Here is a 21,914-nt window from a genome sequence, read left to right as displayed (position 1 = left end):
CGCTCTCAGGATCTCAGCAAGTTGCGCGCGGTCTCCGGCGCAATCAAGGTCGCGACGATCGTGATGATCGACAGGGCGATGATGTAGAGCGACACCGGCCAGTACGATCCGGCCCAGGCAAGCAGCGCGGCCGCGATCAGAGGGGAAAAGCCGCCGCTGATCGCAGCCGCAACGTTGGCACCCAGCGAAGCACCGCTGTAGCGCACCTGGGTGCGAAACAGCTCCGGCATGAATGCCGCCTTGGGTCCAAACAGCAGCGCATGCGTCAGCGTCATCGTGACCACGAGCGCGAGCGTGATCAGCACCGGCTCTTTGGTGTCGAGGAACCAGAACAGCGGAAACGCCAGCGCCACCGAGAACACGCCGCCGGCCAGATACAATGCCTTGCGGCCGAAGATATCGGACAGCCAGCCGGCGAGCGGCAGCGTCGCGAATTCAACGATCGCGGCATAGACCACCGCATTCAGGATCACCTGACGCGGCAGGCCGAGCTTGGTCGTGGCATAGACCACGGTGAAGACAGTGAGCAGATAAGCGAGCCCGACCTCCGACACCGTGATGCCGACCGCCAGCAGAAAGCTGCGCCAGTCGCGGCGAAGCACGTCCCACACCGGCTGCGCCAGCACCTCCTTGCGCTCGACCACCTCCTTGAAGTGCGGCGTCTCCGCGAGCTTGAGCCGCACGATGAAGCCGACCCCGACCAGCAAAATGCTGATCAGGAACGGCACGCGCCAGCCCCAGCTCAAGAAGTCCGCTTCGGGCAGTTGCGTCATCAGCCCGAAGATGCCGGTGGACGCGGCGACGCCGACGGGAAAACCGATCTGCACCAGGCTGCCGTAGAAGCCGCGCCGGTTGCCGGCATGCTCCGCCACCATGACGACCGCGCCGCTCCACTCGCCGCCGAGACCGATGCCCTGGATGAAACGGAGGATCACCAGGAAGATCGGCGCCCAGACGCCGATCTGGCTGTAGGTCGGCAGGCATCCGATCAGGAAGGTGCCGAGCCCCATCGCGATCATGGTCGCGACCAGCATTGTCTTGCGTCCGAGCCGATCGCCATAATGCCCGATGATGGCGCCGCCGATCGGCCGCGCCACGAAGCCGACCGCGTAGGTCGAGAACGCCGCCAGCGTGCCGACAAAGGGATCGAAGCTCGGGAAGAACAGCTTGTTGAGCACGAGGGCTGCGGCGGTGCCGTAGATCAGGAAGTCGTACCACTCGATTGCAGTGCCAAGCGCGCTTGCCCACACCACATGCGCCGTCGTCGACCTCTCCGCCGCGCCGGAGATCCCAGTTGCTGCCGTCATTGCCATCCGCCCCAAAAGATTCCGGATGCATCATGGCCAATCGCGGTGAGGCTTGCAACTTGGAGAAGCGTTGCCTTTGACCGATGTCGCAGCGCCAGGTTTTGCACGTCACTGCTTCAACGGCCGTCATTGCGAGGAGCTCGCGACAAAATTGCGCAGCAATTTTGCGCTGATGCGACGAAGCAATCCAGACTGTCTCCGCGGAAAGATTCTGGATTGCTTCGCTGCGCTCGCAATGACGGCTGTTGAGGCAGTTGCGCAGACGTCTCCGCAATCTCTCCCCGGCGACGTGGAACCCATCGACGGGCCAAGTTCGCCATTGACAAATTCGTTCGCCAATATCTAATTTATCGCCCTGGCCGCGCCAAGCGGCCCATAAAAGAGAGGGAACGACGATGAGAGGGCTTTTGGCCTGCGCCATGCTCGCGGCCATGACTTCGGCTGCGATGACTTCGGCGGCCACCGCGCAAGTCTCCGACGATGTGGTGCGGATCGGCGTGCTGACGGATCTGTCGAGCTGGGGCCGCGACAACAGCGGCCCGGGCTCGGTCGAGGCGGCCAAGATGGCGGTGGAGGAGTTCGGGCCGACCGTGCTCGGCAAGCCGATCGAGATCATCAGCGCCGACCACCAGATGAAGACCGACGTCGGCGTCAATATCGTGCGCGGCTGGTTCGACAACGGCAAGGTCGATGCCGTCGTCGACATTCCGAATTCCGGCATCGCGATCGCCGTGCACAACATGGTGCGCGAGCGCAACAAGATCGCCCTGCTCTCCGGTCCCGGCGCGAGCTCGCTCACCGACGAGCTGTGCAGCCCGAACACGGTGCACTTCACCTACGACACCTACGCGCTGTCGAAGGTGACGGCCTCCGCCGTGATCAAGGAAGGCGGCAAATCCTGGTACTTCATCACCGCGGACTATGCGTTCGGCCAGCAGCTCGAGAAGGACGCGACCCGCTTCATCAACGAGATGGGCGGCAAGGTGCTGGGCGGCGTCAAGCATCCGACCAACACGGCAGACTTCTCCTCCTTCGCGCTGCAGGCACAGAGCTCGAAAGCCGACGTCGTCGCCTTCGCCAATGCCGGCCAGGACACCGATAACGCCATCAAGCAATCCGGCGAGTTCGGCCTGGTCCAGGGCGGCCAGAAGCTGGTCGGCCTGTTGATGTTCGACACCGACGTGCACGCGATCGGGCTGAAGTCCGCGCAGGGCACCTACATGACGACGGCCTCCTACTGGAACATGGACGAGCAGACCCGCGCCTGGTCGAAAAAATTCTTCGCGCGCACCAATGTGATGCCGACCATGATCCACACCGGTGTCTACGGCTCGGTGCTGCACTACCTGAAAGGCATCAAGGCCGCCGGCAGCGACGATCCGGCCAAGGTGATGGCCAAGATGCGCGAGCTGCCGATCGAGGACACCTTCGTCCATGGCGGCAAGTTGCGCGAGGACGGCCGCGTCATCCGCGACATGTATCTGGCCAGGGTGAAGACGCCCGAGCAGTCCAGGGAGCCCTGGGATTATCTGGAGATCGTCAAGACCGTGAAGGGCGAGGACGCCTATCGCCCGGTCTCCGAATCCAAATGTCCGCTGCTGAAGAAGTGAGATGAGACATGACCGGCAACGAGCGCAACGCCATTGAGATTTACGAGTGCGATGTGCTCGTGGCCGGATCGGGCTGCTCCGGCATGTCGGCGGCGATCACCGCGCGCTACCGCGGCCTCGACGTGCTGATCGTCGAAAAGGAGCCGCGCTTCGGCGGCACCACCGCCCGTTCCGGCGGCTGGCTGTGGATTCCCGGCACATCGCTGGCGAAGGCCTACGGCATCGAGGAGACGCCGGAGCAGGCCCGCACCTATCTGCGGTACGAGGCCGGCAACAATTTTGACGCCGCACGTGTTGATGCATTTCTGAGCGCGGGCCCTGAAGCCGTCGACTTCTTCACCACCAGGACCGCGCTGCGCTTCGACATGCCGCTGGTGTTTCCGGACTACCATGCCGAAGCGCCCGGCGGCACGCAAGGGGGCCGCTCCATGGTGACACGGCCATTCGACGGCCGCGAGCTCGGCGAGCAGATCAAGACGCTCGGCATGCCCTTGCCCGAGCTCACCGTGTTCGGCATGATGCTCGGAAGCGGCAAGGAGATCATCCATTTCATGCGGGTGACAAAGTCGCTGACCTCGGCGGTCTATGTCGCAAAACGCCTGTCGCGGCACTTGATGGACGTGCTGCGCTACGGCCGCGGCATGACGCTGACCAACGGCAATGCCCTCGCCGGCCGCCTGGCAAGATCCGCGCAGGACCTCAAAATTCCGATGTGGCTGTCCTCGCCGGTGCGTGAGCTGACGGTCGAGAACGGCACCGTTACCGGTGCGATCGTTTCGCGCGAGGGACGCGAGATGCGCGTTCGCGCGCGACAAGGCGTCGTGCTCGCCTGCGGCGGCTTCCCGCACGACGTCGAACGGCGCAAGAAGATGTTTCCGCATGCGCCGACCGGCCATGAGCATTATTCGCCCGGCCCCACCGGCAATACCGGCGACGGCCTGCGTCTCGCCGAAAGCGCCGGCGGACATGTCGAGGACCGGCTGCCGAACGCGGCGGCCTGGGTGCCGGTCTCGCTCACCACGCGCAAGGACGGCTCGAAGGGTGTGATGCCGCACTTCATCGACCGCGCCAAGCCCGGCGTGATCGCGGTGATGCGCGACGGCAAGCGGTTTGCCAATGAAGGCAATTCCTACCACGACTTCGTCCAGGCCATGGCGAAGGCAGCAAAACCCGGCGAGGAGATCGCGGCGTTCCTCGTCTGCGATCATAAGACGCTGCGGAAGTACGGCCTCGGCTGTGTGCCACCCTTCCCGATGCCGCTCGGCCATCACCTCAACATCGGCTATCTCATGCGCGGCGATACACTCGAAGCGCTCGCGGCGAAGGCGGGCATCGACGCCAAGGCGTTCACCGAGACGGTCAGGCAGTTCAATGCGACGGCGCCGCAAGGGCACGATGCCGCTTTCGGCAAGGGCTCGAAGGCCTATAACCGCTACCAGGGCGACGCCATGCACGGACCCAACCCCTGCATCGCGCCGATCGAGAGCGGCCCGTTCTACGCCATCAAGATGGTGATCGGCGATCTCGGCACCTATGCCGGCATCGTCACCGACGAGAACGCGCGCGCGCTCGACGCCGAGGGCCGGATGATTCCCGGGCTTTATGCCGCCGGCAACGACATGGCGAGCATCATGGGCGGCAATTATCCCGGCGCCGGCATCACGCTTGGGCCGGCGCTGACCTTCGGCTACATTGCCGGCCGTCATCTCGCCGACAGCGCCGCCAAGCGCGACGCGGCGTAACCAAAGCGCATCGGAGGCGCATGAAGAGAGAAAGCCGCGGCATCCAGTCGATCGAGGTCGGCGGAGAATTGCTCCGTGCGCTCGCGAGATGCGGCGAGCCGATGATGCTGCGCGATCTCGCGCGCGAGGCCGGCATGACGCCGGCCAAGGCGCACCCTTATCTGGCCAGCTTTTCGCGCATTGGCTTGATCGAGCAGGATGAAACCACCGGTCGCTACGAGATCGGCGCGCTCGCGCTCGAGCTCGGCCTGATCAGCCTGCGACGTCTGTCCGGTGTGCGCATCGCCCAGCCGAGAATCGCGGCGCTCGCGAGCCAGATCGGGCACGCAGTCTCGCTCGCGGTCTGGGGTACACACGGCCCGACCGTGGTGCAGCTGGAGGAGCCCGGCCAGCCCGTGCACATCGTGATGCGCGCCGGCTCGGTGATGGCGCTGCTGGAAACCGCCACGGGCCGGGCCTTCGCGGCCTACCTCCCGGAGAAGACGATCAACGCTGCGCTCGAAAGCGGGCTCGATCGCCAGGGCGTCGGCTACAATCCGAAGCGGCCGGTGAAAGGCGCCAAGCTCACCGAGATGCTTGCCGAGGTCCGCAAGCACGGGCTTGCCCGCGCGCTCGGCGATCCTCTGCCCGGCGTAAACGCGTTCTCCGCGCCTGTGTTCGACCATGCCGGCCATGTCGCGCTGGTGATCACCGCGATGGGGCCGGAAGGCACCTTCGATGCCCGCTGGGACAGCCCGATCGCCTGTGCCTTACGCGACTGCGCCGGCCACATCTCGAAGCGGCTCGGCTACGGCATGACGATCGCGGCGGAGTAAGGCCTCGCGTTGTCCGCGCTGCTGCACACGACCACCGCTGTCATGCTCCGCGAAAGCGGGGCATCCAGTACGCCGCGGCGTTTCGGTTTGACCACAGGCGTCACGGAATACTGGATCGCCCGGTCAAGCCGGACGATGACACCGAGTATGAGGAGCGCACGTGCCACGGCATCGTCATTGCGAGCGCAGCGAGGCAATCCAGACTGCCTCAGCGGATCACTTCTCTTTCACCGGCACCGTGTAGTTCAGGACCAATCGCCCGCCATCCGGATAAATCGTCTGCCCCGTGATGTAGGACGCATCGTCGCTGGCTAGGAACGCAACGACCGAGGCGACCTCGCTCGGCTCGCCGCCGCGGCCGGCCGGCGTGCGTGACATCACGGTCTTGCGCGCATCCTCTGATGTGTAGATGGAGGACGCCACCATGTCGGTCAGGATCGTACCGGGACCGACCGCGACGACGCGGATGTTATGCGGAGCCAACGCCACCGCGGCAACCGACGTGAGCTGCTTCATGCCACCCTTGGACATCGCGTAGGTCGCAAGCGCCGGAATCGCCAGCAGCGCGTTCACCGAGGACATGTTGATGATGACCCCGCCGCCGCCTTGCGCGATCATCTGCTTCGCCGCGACCTGCACGCCGAAGAACGCGCCCTTCAGGTTGATGCCGATGATTTCGTCGAATTCTTCTTCGGTGATCTCCAGGATGTCCCGGCTGCGGGCGACGCCGGCATTGTTGACCATGATGTCGAGCCGGCCGAATTCTTTCACGGCGGTCGCGACAAGCTGATCGACGTCGGCGCGCCTGGCGACATTGGCGACCACACTGCGCAAGGCGTCCGGCCGCCCGAGCTCGGCGGCCGTTGCAGCCAGACCGTCGGCATCGACATCCGAGATGACGACCTTGACGCCGTCATCGAGGAATCGCTTTGCGCAGGCCTTGCCGATGCCACGTGCCGCGCCGGTGATGGCGGCGACCTTGCCGGATAGTTTCATGGGTCTCACTCCAGAATAGCTGCTTACACAGCGAGCTATCCCGGAGAGGACTCCCGTTCAAGCCGCCGCGAAACCGAGATGAGCACGGAACCGGTTCTTGATAAAGACGGCATCGCGCGAGGGCAGCGAGCGCGGCGGATTTTCGGCCAAAACTTTGATGACGAAAAGCCGCGGGCCCTCGGCCGGCTCGGTGATTTGGGCCGCGAGGCGTTGCACCTCTTCGATCGTCCGCACGGTTCCGGTCGCTGTAAAGCCGCAGGCCGTGGCGATCGCCGTGAGATCGACGCCGCGCCCGGTGTGGCTCGCCTGCATTCCGGTCTCGCCAAAATGCTGGTTGTCGATCACGACGATGTCGAGATTGTGCGGGCGCGCGACCCCGATGGTGGCGATGCCGCCGAGGCCCATCAGCTGTTCGCCGTCGCCGGTCAAGGCGAGAACGCGCTTGCCCGGCTGCGCCTGCGCCAATCCAAGCGCGATCAGCGCGGCGCCGCCCATGGCGCCCCAGAGATAGAAATTGCCGTCGTGGTCGCCGACGGAATGCAGGTCATAGGTGGGCGAGCCAAGGCCGGACACAACCAGCGTGTCCTTGCGGCTGTTGAGAAGAGCCGCGACGGCGGCACGGCGATCGAGCTGAGAGCGAACGGACATCGACATCACCACTTCTTCTTGCCGATCAGGCGCTGCCCGATCAGAACCGCGATCTGCTGGTCGGCCTCGTAGGCCAGCGAAGCGGCCGACTCGACCGTCTCGACCAGATCCTCCGCCGTTTCCGCGCGCATCACCCTCAGCCCAATCGCCTCCAGCGAGGGCTGCGTCGCCCGGCTCATCGGCACCTGCCACGGATTGAACTCGGCCCATTCGCCGCGCATCGTCACCAGCATCAGCAGCGGAAAGCGGCCGATCGCCGACAGCGACAGCATGTTGATGCAATTGCCGACGCCGCTCGACTGCATCAGCAGCACGCTGCGCTGGCCGCCAAGCCAGGCGCGTGCGGCAATGGCGATGCCCTCCTCTTCCGTGGTCAGCACGTTGGTGGTGACGTCCGTGTCGGCCGAGAACAGGCGGATCAGCTGGCTGTGGCCGGCATCCGGGACGTACGACATCTGCCTGACGTCGGCGGCTTTCAGGACGCGAAAGAGCTCGGATGGCCAGTCGTCGCTGCTGCGCGAGTCGGGATTCGGTTGAGGGCTGTGCACCGCGTGTCTCCCTAGATTTCGAGCGGCATGCTAGCGATATTCGGGCGCGAAAGCTCTGACCGTCTGGCATGAGCAGGTATCGACGGATTGTATAGCTGGCGCTTCGCGCCACCTTCTCCCACAAGAGGAGAAGGGAGGGCACCGTCACTGCGGCTCGAAAGCTAATTCGCCGCGGACCTTGCCGCGGCCGGCATGTAGATCTGCGCGTAGCCTTCCTTGATCGCCGACGTGATGCGATCCAATCGGCGGTCGATGTGCTTTTCCAGCACGGAGACGCAAGCCTCTTCGTTACGCGCCTTCAACCCTTCGACGACCGCGCGGTGCTCGACCTGGGTGTTGGAGCGGTTGATGCTGTCCATGTCGATCCAGCGCACGAAGCGGATGCGGGCGTTGACGTTGCGGAGCACGCGCAGCATCTCGGTATTGTTCGACATCGCCATCAGCCGCTCGTGAAAGGTCTCGTCGAGCTCGACGAGCTCCACCGAGGAGCGCTCCCCGGGATCGGGGCCGGTGGCTTCGAGAAATTTCAGCAGCGCGTCGATGTCCTCGTCCTTGGCGCGTTTGATGGCGAGGCGAACCGAGGCGACCTCGATCGACTTGCGCAATTCGTAGAGATCGAAGATCTCGTGGGCGTCGAGCTCGCGGCAGAAGAAGCCCTTGCCCGGCGTGAAGCGCAGGAAGCCCTCGGTGTTGAGACGGTTGAGCGCTTCACGCAGCGGCGTGCGGCTGACCCCGAGGCGTTTTGCCAGCTCACCCTCGTTCAGCCGCTCGCCCGGCTTGAACTCATAGCTGATCGCCATCGCCTTGAGCTGTTCATAGACGCGATCGACGATGCTGTCGGAAGTGAGTTCCAGGTGCTTGTTCATGGGCAGCTTCTCGACCTTTAACCAAACCGACGCGGCCGCAGTCCAGCATGAAACCACGTAATCATGGAATAGATATCATAAACCGGCAGCCCCACCTCGGCCTGCAACGCGGCCGCGTAAGGCGGCATGTTGGTGCATTCGAGCACGATGGCGCCGACATCAGGGTTTTTGGCGACCAGCTGCTTGCCGGCCTCGACCACGTCACGCTCGGCCAGGCCGACGTCCATGTCGTCCTTCTCGGCCTTGATCAGGACGCGGAAAAACTCCTTGCCGTGCTCGGTGCCGACCAGTGGCGCATCGAGCGGCACGCCGGCGCCTTCGAGATGGGCCGGCGTCAGGGTCGAGCCCGACACCGTGACGAGACCGACGCGCTTGCCGGGGGGCAAGGTCGCCTGCACCCACGGCACCTGCATCAGTGACGAGGTCGCGACGGGAACGCCGACGGCGGCCGCGATCTCCTTCTGGAACAGCGAGAGAAAGCCGCAATTGGTGGTGATGGCCTCGGCTCCGAGCCGCACCAGATCCTTGGCCGCATCGATGAAGTCAGGCAACAGGCCGGCCGCGCCCTTCAGCACCACCTTCTCCGGTGAAGCGCCGCTCACCACGCGATAGAGCACGGGAAACGGCCAGGTCGTGCCGTTGCCCATGTCGCCGGGAATGCGGGGAAAGCGCGCCTCCAGCATCAGGATGCCGAGCGGCGCGCCGTAGATGGCCTTGCCGCCACGGGCAATACGAGAAGGCGAGCTGGCTGCAGTGGTCATGATGCGACCTCAGAGGAAGCGGGTAGGCGCGAACGGCGCGAGCGGAATTTCCGGCTGCTTGCCGCTCAGGAGCTGCGCGACGAGGCGGCCGGTGCGGGCCGAGCCGACCAGGCCGATATGGCCGTGGCCGAAGGCATAGACAATGTCGCGCGACGCGCGTGCGTGGCCGATGCAGGGCATGCCGTCCGGCATGCTCGGCCGATGCCCGAACCAGGTTTTGATGCGCGAGGCCGGAATATCGTTCGGCAGCTTTGGGAACATGCCGAGGAGGTGGTTGCGCAAAATCTCGGCGCGCTTCCAGTTCGGCTCGGCCTCAAGGCCGGCGATCTCGACCGTGCCGGCGGCGCGCAGGCCCTTGTCGGTCCAGTTCACCACCATTTTTGCGTCGGACGCCATCATCGAGCTGCGCGGACCCGATTCCGGATTCTCGATCATGACGTGATAGCCGCGCTCGGTCTCGAGCGGCAGGGGATCGCCGACCGATGCCGTCAGTCGTTTTGAATGCGCGCCGGCCGCGACCACTGCGGCATCGCAGGGAATCTCGCCGGTCTCGGTGAGGACGGCGACGAGCTTGTTGCCGGAGAGCTTGAGGCCCGTCGCCTTCGCGCGGACGAGCTTGGCGCCGCTCGCCAGTGCATGCTGGGCGAGGGCTGCAACGTAGGCACCGGGATCGCGGCAGCGGCCGGCCTCTTCCACCACCACGCCAAAGGTGTAGCGCGGATGCAGGTCCGGTTCGCGCTGACGCATCTCGTCGGCGTTCAGCTCCATCCATGCGACGCCGACCTTCTTGCGCAAGCGCCAGCCGAGATCGTTGTCAAAGTTACCGCGCGACGGGAACACGTGCATCACGCCGTTGCGCTCGACCAATTCAGGGACGCCCGCCTCTTCCGCGAGCTTCCGGTGCAAGAGCGGCGCATCCTTCAGGAGGTCGCGCAGCGCAAAGGCGGTCTTCTCGACGCGCGCCTCGGTCCAGCCCGACAGCAGGTACTTGATCAGCCACGGCAGCGCCTTCGGCAGATATGACCAGCGAATCGCGAGCGGGCCGAGCGGATCCAGGAGATAGCCAGGCACCTTTTTCCAGACGCCGGGCTCCGCCGGCGGGATCACCGAATGCGAGGAGAGCCAGCCGGCATTGCCATAGCTCGCCGCCTGTTCGCCACCGGGCTCGCCCGGATCGATCAGCGTGACGCGATGGCCGTCGCGCAGCGCCTCAATGGCGCTGATCACACCGACCGCGCCGGCTCCGATGATGGCGACGTGGCGGGCTTGCGGCATCGCTTACGCCTTCACCGCCGGCACAAAATCCTTGCCGACCGACATCGCGCGCGGATCAATGATGCAATGGAGGATCGACGGCTTGCCCGAGGCAAGCGCCCGCTCGAACGCCGGCGCGAACTCTTCGGTGCGCTCGACCCGCTCGCCATGGCCGCCGAACGCCTTCGCGTACATCGCGAAGTCGGGGTTCTTGAGCTGGGTGCCGACGATGCGACCGGGATAGTCGCGCTCCTGGTGCATGCGAATGGTGCCGTATTGCGAATTGTCGACGACGATGACGACCAGCGGCGCATCGTACTGCACGGCGGTCGCGAACTCCTGGCCGTTCATCAGGAAGCAGCCGTCGCCGGCAAAGGCGACGACGACGCGGTCCGGAAACTGCCGTTTGGCGAGAACCGCCGCCGGCACGCCATAGCCCATCGAGCCCGAGGTCGGCGCGAGTTGCGACGCAAAGCTGTGGAAGCGGTGATGACGATGGATCCAGCCGGCATAATTGCCGGCGCCGTTGCAGACGATCGCGTCCTTCGGCAAGCGGTCGCGCAGCCAGGTCATGACCTGACCGTACTGGAACGTGCCCGGCAGCTCGCGCGCCTTGTCGGTCCAGGCGAGGTAATCGGCATGCGCCTTGGCGGCCTCGCCCTTCCAGGCAACTGAGCCTGAAGGCTTCAGCGGCTCGACGGCGGCGGCGAACGCGGCAGGCGTCGCCTGGATCGCCAACACTGGCTGATAGATGCGGCCGAGCTCTTCGGAGCCCGGATGCACATGGATCAGCTTCTGCTGCGGCGTCGGAATGTCGAGCAGCGTATAGGACGAGGACGGCATCTCCGACATGCGACCGCCGATGAGCAGAACGACATCGGCGTTGTCGATGCGCGCCTTCAGGCCCGGGCTCGGTCCGATGCCGAGATCGCCGGCATAGTGAGAATGATCGGCGTCGATCAGCGACGCCCGGCGGAACGAGGTCGCGACCGGCAGGTCGAACCGTTCGGCAAAGCGCGCGATGCTTTTGGTGGCTTCATCGGTCCAGCGCGAGCCGCCGAGGATGACCAGCGGCGCCTTGGCGCTCGCAAGCATCGCACCGACCTGCTCGATGTCGGCGGGCGCGGGCCAGCTCACCGCCGGCTCTATGCGCATGGCATCGGCAACAGCGGCGGTCTCGGTCAGCATGTTCTCCGGCAGCGCGATCACCACCGGACCCGGACGGCCCTGCATGGCGACACGAAAGGCGCGCGCGACCAGCTCGGGAATGCGGTCGGGACGATCGATCTCGACCGCCCATTTCGCCATCGAGCCGAAAACCGCCTTGTAATCGAGCTCCTGAAACGCCTCGCGCTCGCGCATGCCGGTGTCGACCTGGCCGACGAACAGGATCATCGGCGTCGAATCCTGCATCGCGATGTGGACGCCGTGGCTGGCATTGGTCGCACCGGGGCCGCGGGTGACGAAGCAGACGCCTGGCCGTCCCGTGAGCTTGCCATAGGCTTCCGCCATCATCGCGGCACCACCTTCGGCGCGGCAGATCACGACGTCGATCGGGCTGTCATGCAGCGCGTCGAGTGCCGCAAGGTAGCTCTCGCCCGGCACGCAGGTGACGCGATCGACGCCTTGGGCGACGAGCTGATCGATCAGGATCTGGCCCCCGGTGCGGGTGTTGCGAATGGTCATGACAGCTCCTCACGCAAGTTTTGTTCGAGGTGGCGTAGGACACGCGGACGGAGCGCGCAAGTTCGAAAGGCTGCTCGGACCCTGCGCAGGCATCATGCCTGTCCCTGATGTTTGCACTACCCGCCACTCGCGATGATGCGGCGGCAATGATCGAGCGCTGCGCCGATGAGATTGTCGCTCGCCTCGGGCGTGCGGAACGCCGAGTGCGCCGACAGCGTCACGTTCGGCAGTTTTGTCAGGGGATGGCCTGATGGCAGCGGCTCGACGGTGAAGACGTCGAGGCCGGCGTGCGCAATGTGGCCTGAGCGCAGCGCCTCTAGCATCGCGTCCTCGTCGACCACGGCGCCGCGCGCGGTGTTGATCAGAATGCTGCCGGGACGCATCTGCGCGATGCGCTCGCGTGACAGAAAACCCTTGGTCTCGTCGTTGAGCAGGAGATGCAGCGAGATGACATGGCTCTCGGCGAGCAGCTTCTCCAGCGGCACGAACGCGACGCCCGGATGCGTCTTCGGCGTCCTGTTCCAGGCCATCACCTTCATGCCGCAGCCCGCCGCCATGCGCGCGGCTTCCGCGGCGATGCCGCCGAAGCCGATCAGGCCGAGCGTCTTGCCGGTGAGCTGCACCGCGTCGCGACGCAGCCAGTTGCCCTCGCGCATGCCGCGATCCATCTCGCCAAAACTCTTGGCGGACGCCCACATCAACGCGATCGCGCATTCGGCCACAGCAGTATCGCCATACCCCTTGATGGTGTGCACGGAGATGCCGTGCTGGCCAAGCTCTTCCGGGTTCATGTAGCTGCGCGCGCCGGTGCCGAGGAAGACGACATGCTTCAGCGCCTTGCACGTCGCGGCAATCGGCGTCGGCACCGCGGTGTGGTCGACGATCATGATTTCCACGCCTTGCATCAGGCGCGGCAGGTCGTCGGGCGTGATCGCGGGGTTGCGGTTGATGCCGATCGGGAGCTTGTCGGCGCGCAGCAGCTTTTCAGTCACAGCCGCAAGTGTGTCGTTTGCATCTACGAAAACGGCTCGCACGGATCCTCTTTCACGGCTTGGGCAGAAAAATACTATCTTGCATTTAATCCTGAATACAAGAATAGTCCAGAAGCCGGCTGAACTCTCTTCAGGAGCAACTGCCCATGAACCGCAGGGACGCACTCACCACCGTCGCACTGGCGGGCGCCGCAATGGCCGCGACCGCTTCGGCCAAGGCCGACACTGCGCCGGCCTCCACCCTCGATCGCATCAAGAAGAGCGGCGTGCTGCGCATCGCGGTCATCGCCGGCCAGGATCCCTATTTCCACAAGGACCTCGCGACCAATCAGTGGTCGGGCGCCTGCATTGACATGGCGACCGACATCGCTGGCAAGTTAGGGGCCAAGGTCGAGATGCTGGAATCGACCTGGGGCAACCAGATCCTCGACCTGCAGGCCGACAAGGTCGACCTCGCCTTCGCCGTGAACCCGACGCCGGAGCGTTCGCTCGTCATCGACTTCTCGACCCCGATCCTGGTGCACTCCTTCACCGTCATCACCAAGAAGGGGTTTGCCAAGCCGCAGACCTGGGCCGATCTCAACAAGCCCGAGGTCAAGATCGCCGTCGACATCGGCTCGACGCACGAGACCATCGCGCGCCGCTACTGCCCGAAGGCGAACATTCTCGGCTTCAAGACGCGCGACGAGGCGATCCTCGCGGTATCGACCGGCCGCGCCGACTGCAACGTCTCGCTGGCGGTGCTATCGATCTTCACGCTGAAGAAGAATCCGACGCTTGGCGAGCTCGCGATCCCGCGGCCGATCCTGACGCTGCCGACCAATCTCGGCATCCGCGCCGAAGCCGATCGCCGCTACAAGGATTTCCTCAGCGCCTGGGCCGACTACAACCGTTCGCTTGGCCAGACCCGCGAATGGCTGCTGAAGGCCTATGAAACCGTCGGCCTCAGCGCTGACGACATTCCGGGCGAAGTGCAGTTCTGATCGATCATGATGCAAGGGACGTCTTCAGCCGCGCAGTGAACGCCTGAAGGGGTCTTGAGCCGGTTTCACGAGACACATTAACGGGGATGCCCTGAGCAAACCGGGACGCTGATATGCGCCCTGCCTTACGTGGCGCTTCCGGAGTTGACGCGGACCGATGCTGGTTTAAGTACAACAGATAAAGACTGCAGGGGTGGCGACGTTTGCCGGGCTGGTTCCCCTCGACGCCACCATTGCAGGACACATGACGACCTCGCCCCACGCGACCTCGCCAAGCACGACATCGAACCCGGCTTCCGCGCCCCCTCATCTCGCCATCGTCCTGTTCTCGCTCGCGATGGGCGGCTTTGCGATTGGGACCACCGAATTCGCATCGATGAGCCTGCTGCCGTTTTTCGCGGCTGACCTTCATATCGACGAGCCGGCCGCCGGACACGCGATCAGCGCCTACGCCCTCGGCGTGGTGCTGGGTGCGCCGCTGATTGCCGTACTCGGCGCGCGGTTCGCCCGGCGCACGCAATTGCTGGCGCTGATGGCCGTGTTCGCGCTCGGCAACGCCCTCACCGCGCTTGCACCGGGCTTCGGCGCGATGATCGCAGCCCGCTTTCTCTCAGGCCTGCCCCACGGCGCCTATTTCGGCATCGCCGCGCTGGTTGCGGCCTCGCTCGTTCCGCAACATCGCCGCTCGCGGGCGGTCGGCCAGGTGATGCTCGGCCTGACCGTCGCCACCATCGTCGGCGTGCCCCTGGCCAACCTGATCGGCCAGGCAGTGGGCTGGCGCGCGAGCTTTGGCCTCGTGTCGGTGCTGGCGCTGCTCACGATGCTGCTCTGTGCACTGTTCGCGCCGCGCGACCAGGCCGGCCGGTCGGATCCGCTGCGCGAGCTCGGCGCGCTCCGAAGCGGCCGTGTCTGGATCACGCTGTCGATCAGCGCCATCGGCTTTGGCGGCATGTTCGCCGTCTACACTTATCTGGCGACGACCTTGATCGAGGTCACCAAGGTCAGCACCGAGGTCATTCCGTTCTTTCTCGCGATCTTCGGTATCGGCGCCACGCTCGGCAATCTGTTCGTGCCGCGCTTCGCCGATCGCGCGCTGATGCCCACCGCAGGCGTCATCCTGCTGTTCGCAGCCGTCGCGCTGCTGGCGTTTCCGCTCGCGGCCGGCAATCCCTGGCTGCTTGCGATCGACATTTTCGCGATCGGCGCCAGCGTCGCGCTCGGTGCGGTGCTGCAGACGCGGCTGATGGACGTCGCGGGAGACGCACAGGGCCTCGCCGCCGCGCTCAACCATTCGGCATTCAACACCGCCAATGCGCTCGGCCCATTCCTCGGCGGCCTCGCCATTCGCCAGGGGCTCGGCTGGACTTCCACCGGCCCCGTCGGCGCCGCGCTGGCGCTTCTGGGCTTTCTGATCTGGATCGTCGCGTATCGTGACAAAGGGCCCGCTCTCGTCGCGCATGGCAGCGGCGCTGCGCGCGACGATGCTCCCGTGAGGCCGGCACCGCCGCTGGCGCCGGATCTCCGCAGCCGTTCGGATGCTCCCAGGGATCCGGTGGCTTAACGGATCGCAACGCGCTCAGAACAGAGCCCCGTTGAAAGCCTGTCCATAGATCATCGCAGCCACGAGCGAGACCAGCAGGCCCGCGCCCGAGAAGATCACCAGGATCTTCAGAGTCTCGACGTCAAGATTAGTTCCCGTCGCGCGGGATATTGCCTTTGCCAGTGCAGCCATCATCGCCAGCTCCGAAGCCGGCCCTGCGGTCGCGGGGCCTGACTTCATCTAGCGCAGATCGGCGCATCCGCCTGTGAAGCAGATTACAGGCGTGGCCCGGCTGTCAGCCCGCGCTAGTCGCGCGAGACTCGCGGCCCCGACGCTGGGTCAGGCGTCTCGAGTGGCTGTGGGAAGGTCAGCATGTCGCCTAAAGATTCCCGACTTCGCGGCCGAGGTTCAGCTCAAAGTCGCCAGCGGTTCCAATGCCTCGCGCGCGCAGCTTAGCGATGCGCTCTGCCGCGCCTGGCCAGCCGAACGTCGTGAAGAAGGTGTCCTGCGTCGCCTGCAGCTGAGCGGGATCCGGCAGCCCGTGCTGGTTGATCGTCGCTTTGCAGGTGCTCAGCGCCTGTTTGTCGAACGACAGGATGCGCCGCACGAAATTCGCAACGAACTCATCAAGGTGGGCTTCGGGGATGGCGCGGTTGATCCAGCCGTATCGTTCGGCGGTCTCGGCATCGAAATCGTCGGCACCGAGGATGATCTCCATGGCGCGAGAGCGGCCCACCAGGATAGGCAGGCGTTGAAGCGCCCCGCCGCCTGGGATGAGGCCGCATCCGACCTCTGGTTGGCCAAAGATCGCCTTTTCCTTGCTGGCGAAGCGAATGTCGCAAGCCAGGGTAAACTCGCTTCCACCGCCGCGCGCCCGGCCGCGGATCACTGCAATGCTGAGGACGTTACTATGAGCCAGCTTGGTGGCCGGTTCGATCCAGCGTGGCGCGCCGAACCGGCTGCGAGGCTCGGCCGTGCTGTAGTGAGCGATGAAGAAGTCGGGGTTGGCGCTCTCGAGGGTCACGACCTTCAGCGCATCGTCCGCGTCGATCTCCTCCACCAGGTCATAGAACTCGTCGTAGGTGCGATCGTCGATCGCGTTGATCGGCGGGTTGTTGAAAGTCACGCGCCAATACCCCGGCGTGGACTTGTCGATGCTGATCCTGGTGGGGATGTCGCTCATGATTGCCTCTGTTCCGCGGACTTGTTGAACGAGCCGGAGCCTTGCCTCAGGGGACGATGACGAGCTTCCCACGCGTATGTCTGCCGGCTAGAATCTGGTAGGCGGCAGCGAGCTGATCGAGGCCATAGACCGCGCTCACGGAGGCGCGGATGGCGCCGGTGTCGATCAGGGCCGCGATCTCCGCCAGTTGAGCGCCGTCCGGCCGGGTGAGGGGGCCATGAAACTCCGCCTTGCGGGCGGCGGCGCGCTCGATGAACGGTCGAACGGCCGCCGAAGCTTGCTCGGCCACGGGAGGCGGGAAGCCGATTTCGCGATAGCTCTGGGCGTCGGCGGTGCGCACGAGGCCGACATAGCGGCCGCCTTCGCGCAGGGTGTCGATGCCACGCTCGGTCAGCGGACCGCACACACCGTCATAGACCACGTCGAACGGGCCGGCAGCCTCGAAGGATTCGGTTGTGTAGTCGATGGTGCGATCCGCTCCGAGCCCAGCCATGAACGTCTGGCTGTCCGGTCCGCCCGTCGCAACGACGTAGGCCCCCAGGTGCTTAGCGAGCTGGATGGCGAAGGCGCCGACGCCGCCTGCCCCTGCCTGGATCAAGATGCTTTCGCCGGCCTTGAGCCGCGCGCGCTCCACAAATGCCTGCCAGGTGGTCAAGGCGACGGTCGGTAGGCTCGCCGCCTCCTCGAAGGACAGGGTGCGCGGCTTGTGGGCCAGGAGATTGAGTGGAGCGGCTGCGCGCTCGGCATAGGCGCCGGGACGCCGGTTAGGCAGGCGGGCGTAAACCTCGTCACCTGCCTTGAACGCCCCGCCAGGGGGCGCGGAGACAACAACGCCCGCGACGTCGTAGCCCATCACCTGCGGAAACGTGAATGGAAAGGCGGCATGGAACAGACCCTGGCGCATGGCGACCTCGACGGGATTCGCACCGGCGGCCCGGACCTCGACTAGCGCCTCGTCGGCGCCCGGGACGGGGTCGCCGACCTCCCCGTAGCTGACCACCGAATTGTCGCCATAGCCGGTGATATACGCTGCCCGCATTTCATTCTCCTCGCGCTAGGTCGTCCGACCCGTTAGTCTCATTATTGAACTTTAATGCGCATGAATGAATGTTGACAAGCCCCCTCACGGCGTCGGCGTGAACTAGAGGTTGTCGGCCCGAGCCTTCTGCTTGCCCGTGGCGCGCCGGCGCAAGCGAAAATCCGCAAGCTTGATCTCCCGCCCACGGGAGGAGCGGACCTTTATCGGCTCCAGTTCGCTGCCGTCGATGCCGTCAAGCATTCGAATAGGGGGCGGATCGGGCCGGAACAGCCATCGGTCGCCCCATTGGCGGAGTGCGATGATAGTCGCAAAGAGATCCTCGCCCATTTCGGTCAGAACGTACTCGTGCCGCCGCGCTTCCTCGGCGATCGGCCGGCGTTCGAGAATGCCGCAGACGACGAGTTTCTTCAGTCTCGCGGTCAGCAGGTTCCGCGAGATCTCCAGCTCCTTCTGGAAATCGTCGAATCGGGTCGTGCCCCCAAAGGCTTGGCGCAGGATCATCAAACTGCCCCAGTCGCCAATGACGTCAACGGAGCGGGCCATGGGGCACTCTTCCGAGGCCCAACTTTTCCGCTGCATGGACTGATCTCCTTCGCCGGTGTCGCCTGGGCAGGAATTAAAGCCCGATGCGATAACCGACAAGCTTGCCACAAACTCCTGCAGGCGTCTCTCCACAGGGAGGATGCCCGCGAAGATGTGGCGATCCGAATGCGAGGTCATCTGGTCAGGCCGGGGGTCCAGTTCAACGCCGATTGACAGTTTGAGTACGGCACCTAGTCCCGCGAGACCCGCGGCGTCGAGGGCGTGACGTTGGCGGGCGTGTGGAAATCGAGCCGCGCCCGGTTCTCCTCGCGCACACCGGTTTCGTCGCCGAACTCGACATAGCTCTGCGCGTCCTGCTTCCATTGCGGCCATGTCGTTGCCGGCGTCGCGGGATTGCCGGTTCGCGCGAAGGCAACGAGCGTGTCCATCATTCGTTCGGACAGCGCGCGGTCGAGCTCGGTCCAGTTGCGCGTGGTGCGGAATTTGTTGAAGGCGTCCTGCGTTCCGAACCAGTAAGGCACATCAGAGGTGTGATAGGCGCCGATCTTCTGCGGATTGTCGAAGAATTCGACGTTCGCCGCGAACGGATGCACCCGCGAGAACATGTACATGTAGAACGGCGCCTTTCCGGTCTTCGCCTGGGCTTCGGCCCAGTTGCGCGTGCCGATCTCGACCAGCCCCTCGCGCGCGGCGGTCAACCCCATGGCTTTCGCCTCCTCGTCGGTCTTCGCGGGATAGAGCGCAAGGAAACGATCGGCCTGGTCGCCATAGAGCTTTCGTGCCGCGGCGACATAGGCCTCCAACGTGCCGGCGGTGCGCAGATCGTTCGAACTCTCATCGCGCGTGAAGCCGGCGACGGTGCCGACATCGTTCTGCTTGCCCGCCGCAAAGATGTTCGGGACCGTGTCGGGCAGCACGTAGCCGTCGATATCGGGCGTGACGGAGATCGTGCCGGCGCAGCCGAGCTGGCAGTCCTTCTGAATTGCAAGAATCTTGTCGGCCTGGATCTGCCGCATCTCGGCGAGCGAGGACGCACCGAGCGCCGATTGTACCTCGAGGCCGATCTTCTCGGCGGCGGGGAGCGCCGGAAATTTAAAGCGGTTGTCGAACATGCTCAGGCTCATCGCGAAACCGCGATTGAACAGGCCCTTCGCGAGCGGGCTCGCCTCCAGCGCCGACACCGACATCGCGCCGGCCGACTGCCCGGTGATGGTGACGCTATCAGGATCGCCGCCGAATTGCGCGATGTTGCGCTTGACCCATTGCAGCGCCGCAACCTGGTCCATCAGGCCGTAATTGCCGGAGGCGTGATTTTGCGATTCCGCGGTCAGCTCGGGATGGGCGAGATTGCCCAGAATGCCGACGCGGTAGTTGAAGCTGACGAAGATCGTGCCTTTCTTCGCGACGTTCTCGCCGTCATACATCGCCATGCCGCTGGAGCCGAGCGTGAAGCCGCCGCCATAGATCCAGACCACGACCGGCAGCTTCGCGCCCGGCTTGGCATCGGCGCTCGCCCAGATGTTCAGATAGAGGCAGTTCTCGCTGGTCGCCTCCTCGCCGAAATAATGATTGAGATTGTGCCGCCGCAGCACCTGGATGCATTCGGGCGCCAGCCGGTCGGCGTGATAAACGCCCTTCCATGCTTCGACCTTTTGCGGCGCGCGCCAACGGAGATCACCGAGCGGCGGCGCGGCAAAGGGAATGCCGAAATAGGCTCTCACGTTCGACGGCAGGACCTTGCCGGAGACGGCGCCGCTATCGATGCTGACGGGGTCTCCGGGAACAGGCGTCGCGACGATCTGCGCCGATGCGGACGAAGCCGCCTGCAGCACAAGGAGCACAGCGATCCGCATCGCGGGCCACGTAGCATTCCTGTTCAAGATGCTCATACGGCCTCCCTCATGTCGTTTTTGTCGTTGGTGCCATTGCTCAGCTCCGCCCAGAGGCGGGAGCGCGCGCTTTCGTTGAGAGGCACAATATGAAACGGCTGGCCGAAGATTGCGAGTGGCTCCTTGGCCGGCTCGAACCGCGGCCAGGCTTCCACAACATCGGGCGCGCCTGACGTCACGAAGCGCAGCAGGCTCATCTGAAACCGCGCCGCGACGTCGATATCGGCCGGGGTCATCGGGCCGCCCTTTCGCTGCAGGATCGGGCGATCGATGAAGGCAGGCAGATGCGCCCAGAGGCAGGCATTGTCGGCGCCGTGGGTCGGTCCTTGCGACAAGAACGGTTGCAGCGCCGGACGATGATCGAACCGGCTCAGCCACACTGCGCCCCCTGCGGCTGCGTGCTGCCGCGCGAGATCAGTCATCGGGCGATGCCAGAACGCATCCGACAGCAGCGCCTCGTACGGATCCTCATCGAGGCGCGCCGAGCCGCGATAACAGGCCAGCAGGCGCTCCCAGCCGGCATCGCCGAAAGCAACGCGGACATTGCGCTCGGTGCTGCGGATCATCGCGGCCGGCGGCGTGCTTTTCAAAAACATCACCATCTCGTCGCGGCAGGAGCCGAGCCAGAGCGGAATGTCGCGCAAGCCTCCCTCAGCGAAGACCTCACGCGGCTCGCGCGGGATCACGGTGCCGTCGAGCACCGGGCCGAACACGGTGCCTGAGGTGGTTTCGTCGGCGATCCTGCGGCCGACGCGTTCCACCGCGGCGAAGAGTTTTGGCAGCGGCACGGAGGCAATCGCGGCAGGATCGCTCGCAAGCTCGAGCTCTTCGATGACGCGGCGTGCGACCTGATCGGCATGGTCGGCGCTCATGATGTTGCGCCCCGGCGCACTCAGCGCGAGCGCGCGGGCAAACTTGCCCTTTGCCTGCGGTAGCGTTGCAAGCGCAATCACCATCGACGCGCCGGCCGACTGGCCCGACAGCGTCAGCCGGTTCGGATCGCCGCCGAAATTGGCGATATTGGCATGGACCCAGTCGAGTGCTGTGAGGGAATCCGAGATCGCGAGATTGTTGGCTTCGCCCAATCCGTGGCGATGCAGCTGCAGGAAGCCGAGCGGGCCGAGCCGATAGTTGATGGTGACGATGACGGCCGGGCCATGCGCAGCGAGGAATGCGCCGTCATAATCGGCGCCGCCGCCGGTGACGAAGGCGCCGCCATGGATGAAGAACAGCACCGGCAGCGGGCGATCGATCCCTGTCGGCGTCCAGATATTCAGGCTGAGACAGGACTCCTCCGCCTGATCGAGATGCCCGGGCTGCGGCGCGTAAGGGCCGTAATCCGTGCATTTTCGCGGCTCCATCCACGCAAGCGGTGGCCTCGCTTTGGCGAAGCGCCGTGCAGTCGCGAACGGCACGCCCTTGAAGGCGCGGACGGCGCCCTGCTCGGCCCCGATGATCGGGCCGAGCGTGGTCGGAACTGTGTTGGTCAGCATACGATCGTGTCCCTGTTTT

General features: G+C 65.0%; 20 protein-coding genes. 5 read left to right on the top strand and 15 right to left on the bottom strand.

Annotation, left to right across the window (positions count from 1 at the left end):
* Nucleotides 1-5: 5 nt before the first annotated feature.
* A complete protein-coding gene (locus ABIC09_RS07165) occupies nt 6-1,307 on the bottom strand; it encodes an MFS transporter (protein WP_354108826.1) in 1,302 nt (433 codons plus the stop codon).
* A 395-nt stretch (nt 1,308-1,702) separates the two neighbouring features.
* On the opposite strand from ABIC09_RS07165, the gene ABIC09_RS07160 reads away from it, so the two are divergent.
* From ABIC09_RS07160 to ABIC09_RS07150, 3 genes are read left to right on the top strand one after another with little or no spacing between them, the layout of a single operon-like run.
* Nucleotides 1,703-2,917: an ABC transporter substrate-binding protein gene (locus ABIC09_RS07160; RefSeq protein ID WP_354033063.1), complete on the top strand. Its 1,215-nt coding sequence runs from the start codon at nt 1,703-1,705 to the stop codon at nt 2,915-2,917.
* Nucleotides 2,918-2,925: 8 nt separating this feature from the next.
* Nucleotides 2,926-4,659 (top strand): FAD-dependent oxidoreductase, encoded by a 1,734-nt coding sequence (locus tag ABIC09_RS07155; RefSeq protein ID WP_354108825.1) that lies wholly within the window; start codon nt 2,926-2,928, stop codon nt 4,657-4,659.
* Nucleotides 4,660-4,679: 20 nt separating this feature from the next.
* The gene (locus ABIC09_RS07150) at nt 4,680-5,474 is read left to right on the top strand and encodes an IclR family transcriptional regulator (RefSeq protein ID WP_354108824.1); all 795 of its coding nucleotides are present in this window, start codon (nt 4,680-4,682) and stop codon (nt 5,472-5,474) included.
* A gap of 216 nt (nt 5,475-5,690) precedes the next feature.
* Here the strand turns inward: ABIC09_RS07150 and ABIC09_RS07145 are convergent, their stop codons facing one another.
* The 8 genes from ABIC09_RS07145 to ABIC09_RS07110 all read right to left on the bottom strand — a co-directional run bounded on the left by ABIC09_RS07145 (nt 5,691) and on the right by ABIC09_RS07110 (nt 13,267).
* A complete protein-coding gene (locus ABIC09_RS07145) occupies nt 5,691-6,470 on the bottom strand; it encodes an SDR family NAD(P)-dependent oxidoreductase (RefSeq protein ID WP_354108823.1) in 780 nt (259 codons plus the stop codon).
* A 57-nt stretch (nt 6,471-6,527) separates the two neighbouring features.
* Nucleotides 6,528-7,118: a thiamine pyrophosphate-dependent enzyme gene (locus ABIC09_RS07140; RefSeq protein ID WP_354108822.1), complete on the bottom strand. Its 591-nt coding sequence runs from the start codon at nt 7,116-7,118 to the stop codon at nt 6,528-6,530.
* A gap of 5 nt (nt 7,119-7,123) precedes the next feature.
* Complete coding sequence (locus tag ABIC09_RS07135; protein WP_354108821.1) at nt 7,124-7,666, bottom strand: thiamine pyrophosphate-binding protein; 543 nt, start codon at nt 7,664-7,666, stop codon at nt 7,124-7,126.
* Nucleotides 7,667-7,827: 161 nt separating this feature from the next.
* Complete coding sequence (locus tag ABIC09_RS07130; RefSeq protein ID WP_354108820.1) at nt 7,828-8,532, bottom strand: GntR family transcriptional regulator; 705 nt, start codon at nt 8,530-8,532, stop codon at nt 7,828-7,830.
* Nucleotides 8,533-8,549: 17 nt separating this feature from the next.
* Complete coding sequence (locus ABIC09_RS07125; protein ID WP_148749489.1) at nt 8,550-9,293, bottom strand: aspartate/glutamate racemase family protein; 744 nt, start codon at nt 9,291-9,293, stop codon at nt 8,550-8,552.
* A 9-nt stretch (nt 9,294-9,302) separates the two neighbouring features.
* Nucleotides 9,303-10,568: an NAD(P)/FAD-dependent oxidoreductase gene (locus ABIC09_RS07120; RefSeq protein ID WP_148749490.1), complete on the bottom strand. Its 1,266-nt coding sequence runs from the start codon at nt 10,566-10,568 to the stop codon at nt 9,303-9,305.
* 3 nt (nt 10,569-10,571) lie between these two features.
* A complete protein-coding gene (locus ABIC09_RS07115) occupies nt 10,572-12,233 on the bottom strand; it encodes a thiamine pyrophosphate-binding protein (protein ID WP_354108819.1) in 1,662 nt (553 codons plus the stop codon).
* 116 nt (nt 12,234-12,349) lie between these two features.
* Complete coding sequence (locus tag ABIC09_RS07110; RefSeq protein ID WP_354108818.1) at nt 12,350-13,267, bottom strand: NAD(P)-dependent oxidoreductase; 918 nt, start codon at nt 13,265-13,267, stop codon at nt 12,350-12,352.
* A gap of 104 nt (nt 13,268-13,371) precedes the next feature.
* Here ABIC09_RS07110 and ABIC09_RS07105 point away from each other — a divergent pair, with 104 nt between their 5' ends.
* Nucleotides 13,372-14,208: a transporter substrate-binding domain-containing protein gene (locus ABIC09_RS07105; RefSeq protein WP_354108817.1), complete on the top strand. Its 837-nt coding sequence runs from the start codon at nt 13,372-13,374 to the stop codon at nt 14,206-14,208.
* A gap of 244 nt (nt 14,209-14,452) precedes the next feature.
* Nucleotides 14,453-15,769, top strand: a complete 1,317-nt coding sequence (locus ABIC09_RS07100; RefSeq protein ID WP_354108931.1) for an MFS transporter — start codon at nt 14,453-14,455, stop codon at nt 15,767-15,769.
* A 15-nt stretch (nt 15,770-15,784) separates the two neighbouring features.
* On the opposite strand, the gene ABIC09_RS07095 is transcribed toward ABIC09_RS07100, so the two are convergent.
* The 6 genes from ABIC09_RS07095 to ABIC09_RS07070 all read right to left on the bottom strand — a co-directional run bounded on the left by ABIC09_RS07095 (nt 15,785) and on the right by ABIC09_RS07070 (nt 21,895).
* Nucleotides 15,785-15,943, bottom strand: coding sequence for a hypothetical protein (locus ABIC09_RS07095; RefSeq protein WP_354108816.1), 159 nt, complete (start codon nt 15,941-15,943; stop codon nt 15,785-15,787).
* A 184-nt stretch (nt 15,944-16,127) separates the two neighbouring features.
* Nucleotides 16,128-16,931 (bottom strand): enoyl-CoA hydratase/isomerase family protein, encoded by an 804-nt coding sequence (locus ABIC09_RS07090; RefSeq protein ID WP_354108815.1) that lies wholly within the window; start codon nt 16,929-16,931, stop codon nt 16,128-16,130.
* A gap of 46 nt (nt 16,932-16,977) precedes the next feature.
* On the bottom strand, nt 16,978-17,970 hold the full coding sequence (locus ABIC09_RS07085) for an NADP-dependent oxidoreductase (RefSeq protein WP_354108814.1): 993 nt from the start codon (nt 17,968-17,970) through the stop codon (nt 16,978-16,980).
* A gap of 102 nt (nt 17,971-18,072) precedes the next feature.
* The gene (locus ABIC09_RS07080; protein WP_354108813.1) at nt 18,073-18,690 is read right to left on the bottom strand and encodes a winged helix-turn-helix transcriptional regulator; all 618 of its coding nucleotides are present in this window, start codon (nt 18,688-18,690) and stop codon (nt 18,073-18,075) included.
* A 53-nt stretch (nt 18,691-18,743) separates the two neighbouring features.
* Nucleotides 18,744-20,402: a carboxylesterase/lipase family protein gene (locus ABIC09_RS07075; protein ID WP_354108812.1), complete on the bottom strand. Its 1,659-nt coding sequence runs from the start codon at nt 20,400-20,402 to the stop codon at nt 18,744-18,746.
* Nucleotides 20,399-21,895, bottom strand: a complete 1,497-nt coding sequence (locus ABIC09_RS07070; protein WP_354108811.1) for a carboxylesterase/lipase family protein — start codon at nt 21,893-21,895, stop codon at nt 20,399-20,401. Before ABIC09_RS07070 ends, ABIC09_RS07075 begins: the two co-directional genes overlap by 4 nt.
* Nucleotides 21,896-21,914: the final 19 nt, after the last annotated feature.

It is taken from the genome of Bradyrhizobium sp. S3.12.5 (assembly GCF_040548225.1).
GTDB lineage: Bacteria > Pseudomonadota > Alphaproteobacteria > Rhizobiales > Xanthobacteraceae > Bradyrhizobium > Bradyrhizobium cytisi.
This window is presented reverse-complemented; position numbering and strand designations above follow the sequence as displayed.

Bases quoted from the DNA above. Each gene is read 5' to 3' on its own strand.
- ABIC09_RS07150 (WP_354108824.1), top strand. From the start codon at position 4,680: ATGAAGAGAGAAAGCCGCGGCATCCAGTCGATCGAGGTCGGCGGAGAA.
- ABIC09_RS07070 (WP_354108811.1), bottom strand. From the start codon at position 21,895: ATGCTGACCAACACAGTTCCGACCACGCTCGGCCCGATCATCGGGGCC.
- ABIC09_RS07125 (WP_148749489.1), bottom strand. From the start codon at position 9,293: ATGACCACTGCAGCCAGCTCGCCTTCTCGTATTGCCCGTGGCGGCAAG.
- ABIC09_RS07130 (WP_354108820.1), bottom strand. From the start codon at position 8,532: ATGAACAAGCACCTGGAACTCACTTCCGACAGCATCGTCGATCGCGTC.
- ABIC09_RS07115 (WP_354108819.1), bottom strand. From the start codon at position 12,233: ATGACCATTCGCAACACCCGCACCGGGGGCCAGATCCTGATCGATCAG.
- ABIC09_RS07075 (WP_354108812.1), bottom strand. From the start codon at position 20,402: ATGAGCATCTTGAACAGGAATGCTACGTGGCCCGCGATGCGGATCGCT.
- ABIC09_RS07085 (WP_354108814.1), bottom strand. From the start codon at position 17,970: ATGCGGGCAGCGTATATCACCGGCTATGGCGACAATTCGGTGGTCAGC.
- ABIC09_RS07145 (WP_354108823.1), bottom strand. From the start codon at position 6,470: ATGAAACTATCCGGCAAGGTCGCCGCCATCACCGGCGCGGCACGTGGC.
- ABIC09_RS07090 (WP_354108815.1), bottom strand. From the start codon at position 16,931: ATGAGCGACATCCCCACCAGGATCAGCATCGACAAGTCCACGCCGGGG.
- ABIC09_RS07100 (WP_354108931.1), top strand. From the start codon at position 14,453: ATGACGACCTCGCCCCACGCGACCTCGCCAAGCACGACATCGAACCCG.
- ABIC09_RS07095 (WP_354108816.1), bottom strand. From the start codon at position 15,943: ATGATGGCTGCACTGGCAAAGGCAATATCCCGCGCGACGGGAACTAAT.
- ABIC09_RS07120 (WP_148749490.1), bottom strand. From the start codon at position 10,568: ATGCCGCAAGCCCGCCACGTCGCCATCATCGGAGCCGGCGCGGTCGGT.
- ABIC09_RS07165 (WP_354108826.1), bottom strand. From the start codon at position 1,307: ATGACGGCAGCAACTGGGATCTCCGGCGCGGCGGAGAGGTCGACGACG.
- ABIC09_RS07160 (WP_354033063.1), top strand. From the start codon at position 1,703: ATGAGAGGGCTTTTGGCCTGCGCCATGCTCGCGGCCATGACTTCGGCT.
- ABIC09_RS07080 (WP_354108813.1), bottom strand. From the start codon at position 18,690: ATGACCTCGCATTCGGATCGCCACATCTTCGCGGGCATCCTCCCTGTG.
- ABIC09_RS07155 (WP_354108825.1), top strand. From the start codon at position 2,926: ATGACCGGCAACGAGCGCAACGCCATTGAGATTTACGAGTGCGATGTG.
- ABIC09_RS07105 (WP_354108817.1), top strand. From the start codon at position 13,372: ATGAACCGCAGGGACGCACTCACCACCGTCGCACTGGCGGGCGCCGCA.
- ABIC09_RS07140 (WP_354108822.1), bottom strand. From the start codon at position 7,118: ATGTCCGTTCGCTCTCAGCTCGATCGCCGTGCCGCCGTCGCGGCTCTT.